Origin of the sequence: Dysgonomonas sp. 521 (assembly GCF_010501055.1) — a bacterium.
Lineage (GTDB): Bacteria > Bacteroidota > Bacteroidia > Bacteroidales > Dysgonomonadaceae > Dysgonomonas.
Genome location: NZ_QVMO01000016.1, coordinates 60519 through 67425, shown reverse-complemented (window position 1 = coordinate 67425; position 6907 = coordinate 60519). Strand labels below are relative to the sequence as shown.

Below are 6907 nucleotides of genomic sequence, written 5' to 3'. Positions count from 1 at the left end.
CGAACAGAGAAGTTAAGCCCGGTCGTGCCGATGGTACTGCAAGTATGTGGGAGAGTAGGTTACCGCCGTTTTAAAAGAGAAGTCCTCATAGGTAAATCTATGGGGACTTTTTGTGTTTGGATAGCTATAGCCAGTGGTTATATAATAAAGAGGTCAGTCCGAAAATTCGGTTGTTAGAAAAAACAAATGAGTCATCTTAATTGGCAGACAGATTACTTCAAACTTCCTTTATTTCTAATTTTATGCTCGTAAACTATCGATATACAAATATTTATGTATAAAAATATATGTGGATAATTTTAGTATCTAATAGAACGTATTCTACAAATAAGTTTGATTGAAATTTTAACAACTGGGTTTTCGGACTGACCCGTTTTCTATAACCAAGAAATCAAAGGTTATCGAACTCCAAAGCACAATTCATTCTTTCATTTAATCAACACAGAAATAGCAACTTACAGAAACGAAAAAAACGACAAACAGAAGAAAACTTCAATTTGTCGCTCTCAGTGCGGATGAAGGGACTCGAACCCCCACGCCTCTCAGCACCAGATCCTAAGTCTGGCGTGGCTACCAATTACACCACATCCGCGGTTGATTTGCCTTAGCGGGTACAAAGATATAATAAATTGTGCTTTATCCAACAATTAAAACAAAAAAATAAGGCATCCATACTAAAATATTAGTTTAAATGCTCTTATTCCGTTAAAATATCCCTGGGTAATCAGCCTTTGAATCCGATTTTTGCATGAGAACCATCACAATAAGGCTTGTTATTGGATGCCCCGCAACGGCAAAGATGAGGATTTTCTTTGACAACCGTAGTCCCGTCTGCCAATACCAGTTCAACAGTACCTTCCACTAAAAGAGGAGCATTAGGGATAACTTTAATTTTTAACAATGATTCTTTCTTTTCCATAAAATGATGATCGTTTTTAAGTTGATATAAGTATAACGCCCGAAATGTTAAAAAAGTTGAGTGTATACAATTATTTTTACATTTTATCTTTCCGTTTTTTTTCATAGCTTTGTATTCGCCAAAGGAGAAAAATTACGAATGGATAATTATATAGTTTCGGCAAGGAAATATCGCCCGATGACCTTCAACTCGGTTGTAGGGCAAAGGTCACTGACCACTACCCTGAAAAATGCTATCGCGTCAGGCAAGCTGGCTCATGCATACTTATTTTGCGGCCCAAGAGGTGTCGGAAAAACCACATGCGCCCGCATTTTCGCTAAAACAATTAATTGCCTATCGCCCACTCCCGAGGGAGAAGCCTGCAACCAGTGCGAATCGTGTGTAGCCTTTAACGAGCAACGCTCTTTTAATATACATGAACTGGATGCCGCTTCGAACAACTCGGTAGATGACATACGCTCCCTGATCGAACAGGTGCGCATCCCCCCACAGATAGGTAAATATAAGGTATATATCATCGATGAGGTTCACATGCTTTCACAAGCGGCATTCAACGCTTTCCTGAAAACACTGGAAGAACCGCCCCATCATGCCATATTTATATTAGCCACTACCGAGAAACATAAAATACTGCCGACAATCCTGTCACGTTGCCAGATATACGACTTCAGCCGTATTACAATAAAAGATACAGTGGAGCATTTACAGTATGTAGCAGATCAGGAAAATGTAAAAACAGAACCGGAAGCCTTGAACGTACTTGCCCAAAAAGCTGACGGCGGTATGCGCGACGCCTTATCCATATTCGACCAGGTGGTCAGTTTCACGGGAGGGAATGTTACATATAAGGCCGTTATTGAGAACCTGAATGTTCTCGATTATGAATATTATTTCAGGCTTACCGACTCTATCCTTGCTAATAATGTAGTCGAAGGCTTACTGATACTGAACGAAATACTCAGCAAAGGTTTTGATGGAAACAATGTAGTAACAGGGATAGCCTCCCATTTCAGGGATTTGCTGCTATGCAAGGATATAAAAACAGCCGAATTATTTGAAGTAGGAGCTTCCATCAGGGAACGTTATATAGAGACTGCGAAGAAATGTTCGAATGAGTTTCTATATAAAGCCATCGAACTGGTCAACGAAAGCGACCTCAATTACAGGTACAGCAGGAACAAACGGCTACTCTCCGATCTGACCATCATCCGGCTCTGCCAGTTGTCTTCCCCTCAAGCAGGATCGGAAGATCAAAAAAAAAAGCAGGTAATTGAGCCCATCTTTTCCCAGCAAGGTCAATCGGCACAACCGGTGAATCGGGCAGCTACGACTCAGCCAACGCAACAGCCGCAAGCCCAGCAAAGGGCAACACCTGTAGCGCCACCCAAAGAGCATACGCCCACCCCATCCCATACAGCCGGCAGTAGCAAGCCGATGCCAAAAGCAGGAGGCCTGGGTATCTCTATCTCTGCGTTCGGACAAAAGAAAGAAGAGGAAAGCGTTAAGTCCGAAATGACTATCGAAGTATTAAACGAACGGTTTACGCCTCTCCAGCTTATAAATGAATGGAAAGCATACGCCGATGATCTGACAGAAGAGCACCACCTTAAAAACACAATGCTCAACTGTCTGCCGGATCTTATAGAAAATACTGTATTTGAGGTTGTTGTAAACAACCCGGTACAGGAGCAGCGCCTGATTGAACACAGGATGGATATCCTCTCCAAACTGAGAGTCCAACTTCGAAACACCCATCTGAAAATGGAAATAAGGATAAGTGAGAACAATGAGAAGAAACTGGCTTTTACTTCTGCAGAGAAGTTTAACCTCATGATGGAGGAAAACGAAAGCCTGCGCAGGTTAAAAGACGAATTCGGACTGGAATTATCATAAACTATACAAAGAAAAGAGATACAAGCGAGGCTGCCTCAATAGCCTGCCATCCCGTGTTTGACGCGGGATCCCTCTGAAAAGTGAACTATATTTATATATAGCGGGAGCAGAACTAAAATTTATTTTATGTTATGCCGGGTCACGAAATAACATTCACAGGAACGGAGTGTATGTAAAAATGACTAATGAAATTGAATGAGGAATATATTAATCCGTAAAATCAACAGGGCACCACTACCTGGCGCTTCTTGCTTATCCATCTCTTTCCCCGCGCTTTCGCACGGGGCTATAATCAGACAGCCGCTAGGCGGCAATATTACCCATCCAAAACGTCATAGAACCCATATTATCCATAAATATCTCCTAATGCTCTTCTCACTTTTCCTCTTTGCTGCCTGCGAGGAGGTTATAAATGTCAATCTGACCGAGGCCGAGCCCATGAATGTGATAGACGCTTCCATTACGGAAAATTCTCCGTGTATTGTGCTGCTGACGAGGTCGCAGGGCTTTTATAATAATGAGTCTTATGAACGCATCTCCGATGCGAAGGTAGAACTGTTTGACGAATATGGAAATAGTGATGTACTGGCAGAGAGCAATAAAGACAAGGGGTTATATTTTTCGCAAATGATAGGCACAGTAGGGTTTACTTATACGCTGAAAGTGACATCCGGAAATAATGTATATGAGGCCAAAGCTACAATACCGCAGGCTATACCTATCGATAGTGTATATATCTACCGTGTAAAGATTGGCAATGAGGATATTTACTCTCCGTGCGTGGCCTTTCAGGATCCGCCCGAAGAAGATAATTACTATTATACGACCTTGTATGTGAACGGTAACCCGATGAGTTCCATCTATCTGGATAATGACGAGTATCGCAACGGGCTGAAAGTGGAAAATATCCTTTTCTTTGATAAGGAAGATAACAATGACGAGGAACTGAAAGCCGGAGATAAACTGCGGATAGATATGCAGACGCTGGATAAAGGCATGTACACGTTTTATAACTCGCTGAGGAGTGTCGCCGCCGGAGGAGGCACAAACCCGCTGACAAATATAACGGGGGGAGCCTTGGGGTGCTTCAAGGCATACAATGCTTACTGGGTAGATTATACCGTGAGCGAGGAAGACGTAAGTGCGAAATAATTGAGGCTGAAACAACTTTATGAATTTTGATGTGCTTTCCCTAAGTATATATTAGAGTTTATATTCAATAAGATTATATATGGTTTATTCTCTGTGATTTAATTGCCTGCTGCTTTAGCTGGAGGATAATAGTCTAATCAGATAATGGCTTTAGCCAAAATGTTTTGACTAAAGTCGTTTTCTATCTGTATTATTATCCACGACTTGAAAGTCGTGGCAACTAAAACTCCTAAAAATATGCATCTTACTATTTTATTGAATATAAACTCTATTTAACTACAGCCCTACATAAATAATAAATTACTATCTTTGTTCTTCCAGCTTCTAAAATATTTATAACTATATGTTTAAGTTTCTTGCGTTCTTATTACTTATCGGTGTTTTCGGATTCCTTATTCTAGGCGTGTTTCTGGGCAGGGTAATCCGTTTCTTCGGCCCGTCATCAGACAGGGCTAAAAGCAATCGTAAGCAATCGCGTAATAAGGCCGCTTCAAATAATACGAATACGTCGCAAAAGAAATTTTCGAAGAACGAAGGAGAGTATGTTAATTATGAAGAAATAAAAGAAGAATAACCGGATTGGTTATTCTTCAAAGTTTATTTTCTCATCAATGATATATTCAGGCCTGCTCTTTACTTCATCGAAGAGCACGCCTATATATTGCCCGAGTACACCTATTGTTATCAATTGCACACCTCCGAAGAAGATGATAATGATGACTGTGGAAGACCAGCCTGTAATTACGTTGGTAAATCCGAACAGATGGCCCAGCCATACCCACAGCGCGTATACGATGCCTATAAAAAAAGCGAGGCTGCCTAAACTTACCGACAGCATCAGCGGTTTTTTGGAGAAGTAGAGCAAGGCCGTCTTTGCAAAAGTCAGCATTTTTTTTAGCGGGTATTTAGTCTCCCCTGCAAAACGGGCATCCCTGTTGTAGTAGAACGGTACTTGCTTAAATCCTATCCAGCTGATCAGTCCTCTTATATATTTCCCTTTTTCTTTCAGTGCGTTAAAGGCGTCTATCGCTTTCCTGTCTACTAGCCTGAAGTCTCCGGTGTCGCGCGGAAACTCAACCTCGGAGAGGCTGTTCATCGTCTTGTAGAAGAGTTTAGCCGTTAGCTTCTTGAAGAATGTTTCCCCTTCTCTTTTCTTCCTTACACAGAATACCACGCTGGCTTCTTCTTTCCGGTGGGTATCTATCAGATCGGGAATCAGTTCGGGCGGATCTTGCAGGTCGGCATCGATGATAACGGCCATATCCGTTGTGCAGTTATTCATTCCTGCCGTAACAGCCGGCTGGTGCCCGAAGTTGCGGGAGAAATGGAGAACTTTTACTTTCTCATCCCTGGAGGCGATCAGGTTGAGTATATACTTTGTGTTGTCTTTACTCCCATCATTAATAAAAATAATGTATCCATCCACATCTTTCAATGAGGTCAGAACATGCTTTGTCCTGTTATAAAATTCCTGTATAACGGCCTCTTCGTTATAGCAGGGGACAATGACGGAAAGTGTTTGCATATTTAAGAACTTGTTTAAATTTTATAGCAACTTTTCACATAGCTATTTTTAGATGGTCTACGGCCTTAACCTTCTAGTTGATATATCGAATCGGGAGTGAATGTATTGTCCGGAGAGTATATAATCCAGTCGGTCAGTACCTCTATCGGGTATGTGTTGATATCCCCCTCATTTAGTCCCGAAATCCAGTACGGCTGGTTCAGCAGCTTGCCCTCAATCTTGTCGTTTTCTATGCTTATTACATCATACCATAGGTGTTCTTTTTCACTCTCCGTTTCGGGGTCATCCACTAGCAGTCCGAGTTTTACTAAAAATGTCCAGCCCAGTTGTTCTTCGTCCCTTGTGTTAAACAGGTTCTTGAGAAACGATTTCCTCTCAGGTCTTTTATATTCTCTGGTAAAGATTTTTTCAAATGAGGCAAACCGTTCTTTAGCCAAGGCGCTCATCCGGTTCGTTTCTTCAGTTGTTATATAATAGATTGGGTTTTCGGCAAGGGTAGGGGCATAAATTTCAGGAGAGACCATATTCCCGTCTTCTACGGCAAATAGGATGCCTGAAGGTTCGGCATGTACATTGTCTGCTTCGTCACGGTCTGAGGCTCCGCCCAGAATATTTTTCGGCAGGTCTTTCAGCGCTTCTTCCCATCTTAGCCAGCAGAGGTTGATACCCATGCCGTCATAACCGATAGTAAACTTTTCACGCTCCTTTGCTGGGTCCGAAAGGAATTTTTTCACAGTCATGTTTATCAGGGTATTCATCTGCTCGGCTCCCTGGCCAAAGTTCAATAGTTCCAATTCTACCGATCCGCAGCGATTCAGTCCGTGGGTATGGAACCAGTAGCGGCGGTCTCCGTTTCTGCCTTCCTCATCGTATACACAGTGCAATGTATACAGGTAATCAGGAGAAGGAGGAATGGATGATGCCGCAGTCATGCGCAGCCATTTTGCGGATAGCAGCCTGTATGACATGAAGTCTACAACCAGACTGGCGTTTGGTACTATCGCGTTCATAATTTTCAGTTGCAGGTGGAACGAACTGAGAGAATCTAATTCGAAATACATGGATGTATCCAGAAAATAATCCTGTTTTGCAGCTATCTGTAAAGATTCCTCATCGATAGCGTTTGCAAAACCGAAGTCGTTGAGGTTTATATTTTTAGAATCGGAAACATACAGGTCGACATTGAAGATAGTTTCTTTATATTCTATTTCGGCATGGAAGCTCATAATAGAGTATTCGATATCTACTTCGACTTCGTTGAACGATTTTAGTTCGAAGTCTGTGTTTTGTGCAAGGGATTTCTCTATTTGTGCAGCATCGAATTTGAAATTCTTGTTCTTCGGAAATATTCCCATAGAGGAAGCTAGTCCTGTTTCGCCTTCGGCAAGTAAGTTGTATTTTTCGTTGTTATCCATAAT

Annotated in this window: 6 protein-coding genes and 1 tRNA gene; 3 read left to right on the top strand and 4 right to left on the bottom strand. The window is 41.9% G+C overall.

The window, feature by feature from the left end; genetic code table 11:
- Nucleotides 1–510 precede the first annotated feature (510 nt).
- Together D0T84_RS07135 and D0T84_RS07130 are read right to left on the bottom strand one after the other, a co-directional pair.
- Nucleotides 511–592 (bottom strand) — tRNA-Leu (locus D0T84_RS07135).
- Nucleotides 593–724: 132 nt separating this feature from the next.
- Entirely contained in the window at nt 725–919 is a 195-nt protein-coding gene (locus D0T84_RS07130; protein WP_163307190.1) for a CDGSH iron-sulfur domain-containing protein, read from the bottom strand.
- 138 nt (nt 920–1057) lie between these two features.
- On the opposite strand from D0T84_RS07130, the gene D0T84_RS07125 reads away from it, so the two are divergent.
- The 3 genes from D0T84_RS07125 (at nt 1058) to D0T84_RS07115 (ending at nt 4538) form a co-directional block, all read left to right on the top strand.
- Complete coding sequence (locus tag D0T84_RS07125; protein ID WP_163307189.1) at nt 1058–2812, top strand: DNA polymerase III subunit gamma/tau; 1755 nt, start codon at nt 1058–1060, stop codon at nt 2810–2812.
- A 195-nt stretch (nt 2813–3007) separates the two neighbouring features.
- Entirely contained in the window at nt 3008–3964 is a 957-nt protein-coding gene (locus tag D0T84_RS07120; RefSeq protein WP_255495246.1) for a DUF4249 domain-containing protein, read from the top strand.
- Between the two features lie 343 nt (nt 3965–4307).
- Nucleotides 4308–4538 carry a DUF4834 family protein gene (locus D0T84_RS07115; protein WP_163307188.1) on the top strand — a complete coding sequence of 77 codons (231 nt, stop codon included), beginning with the start codon at nt 4308–4310 and terminating at the stop codon, nt 4536–4538.
- A gap of 9 nt (nt 4539–4547) precedes the next feature.
- Here D0T84_RS07115 and D0T84_RS07110 read toward each other — a convergent pair whose 3' ends face one another.
- Both D0T84_RS07110 and D0T84_RS07105 read right to left on the bottom strand, forming a co-directional pair.
- Complete coding sequence (locus tag D0T84_RS07110) at nt 4548–5489, bottom strand: glycosyltransferase family 2 protein (protein ID WP_163307187.1); 942 nt, start codon at nt 5487–5489, stop codon at nt 4548–4550.
- 65 nt (nt 5490–5554) lie between these two features.
- A complete protein-coding gene (locus tag D0T84_RS07105) occupies nt 5555–6904 on the bottom strand; it encodes a DUF4026 domain-containing protein (protein ID WP_163307186.1) in 1350 nt (449 codons plus the stop codon).
- Between the last annotated feature and the right edge of the window lie 3 nt (nt 6905–6907).

Excerpts from the sequence above, each read along its gene's own strand:
- D0T84_RS07130 (WP_163307190.1), bottom strand. The coding sequence starts at position 919 with ATGGAAAAGAAAGAATCATTGTTAAAAATTAAAGTTATCCCTAATGCT.
- D0T84_RS07125 (WP_163307189.1), top strand. The coding sequence starts at position 1,058 with ATGGATAATTATATAGTTTCGGCAAGGAAATATCGCCCGATGACCTTC.
- D0T84_RS07120 (WP_255495246.1), top strand. The coding sequence starts at position 3,008 with ATGAGGAATATATTAATCCGTAAAATCAACAGGGCACCACTACCTGGC.
- D0T84_RS07115 (WP_163307188.1), top strand. The coding sequence starts at position 4,308 with ATGTTTAAGTTTCTTGCGTTCTTATTACTTATCGGTGTTTTCGGATTC.
- D0T84_RS07110 (WP_163307187.1), bottom strand. The coding sequence starts at position 5,489 with ATGCAAACACTTTCCGTCATTGTCCCCTGCTATAACGAAGAGGCCGTT.
- D0T84_RS07105 (WP_163307186.1), bottom strand. The coding sequence starts at position 6,904 with ATGGATAACAACGAAAAATACAACTTACTTGCCGAAGGCGAAACAGGA.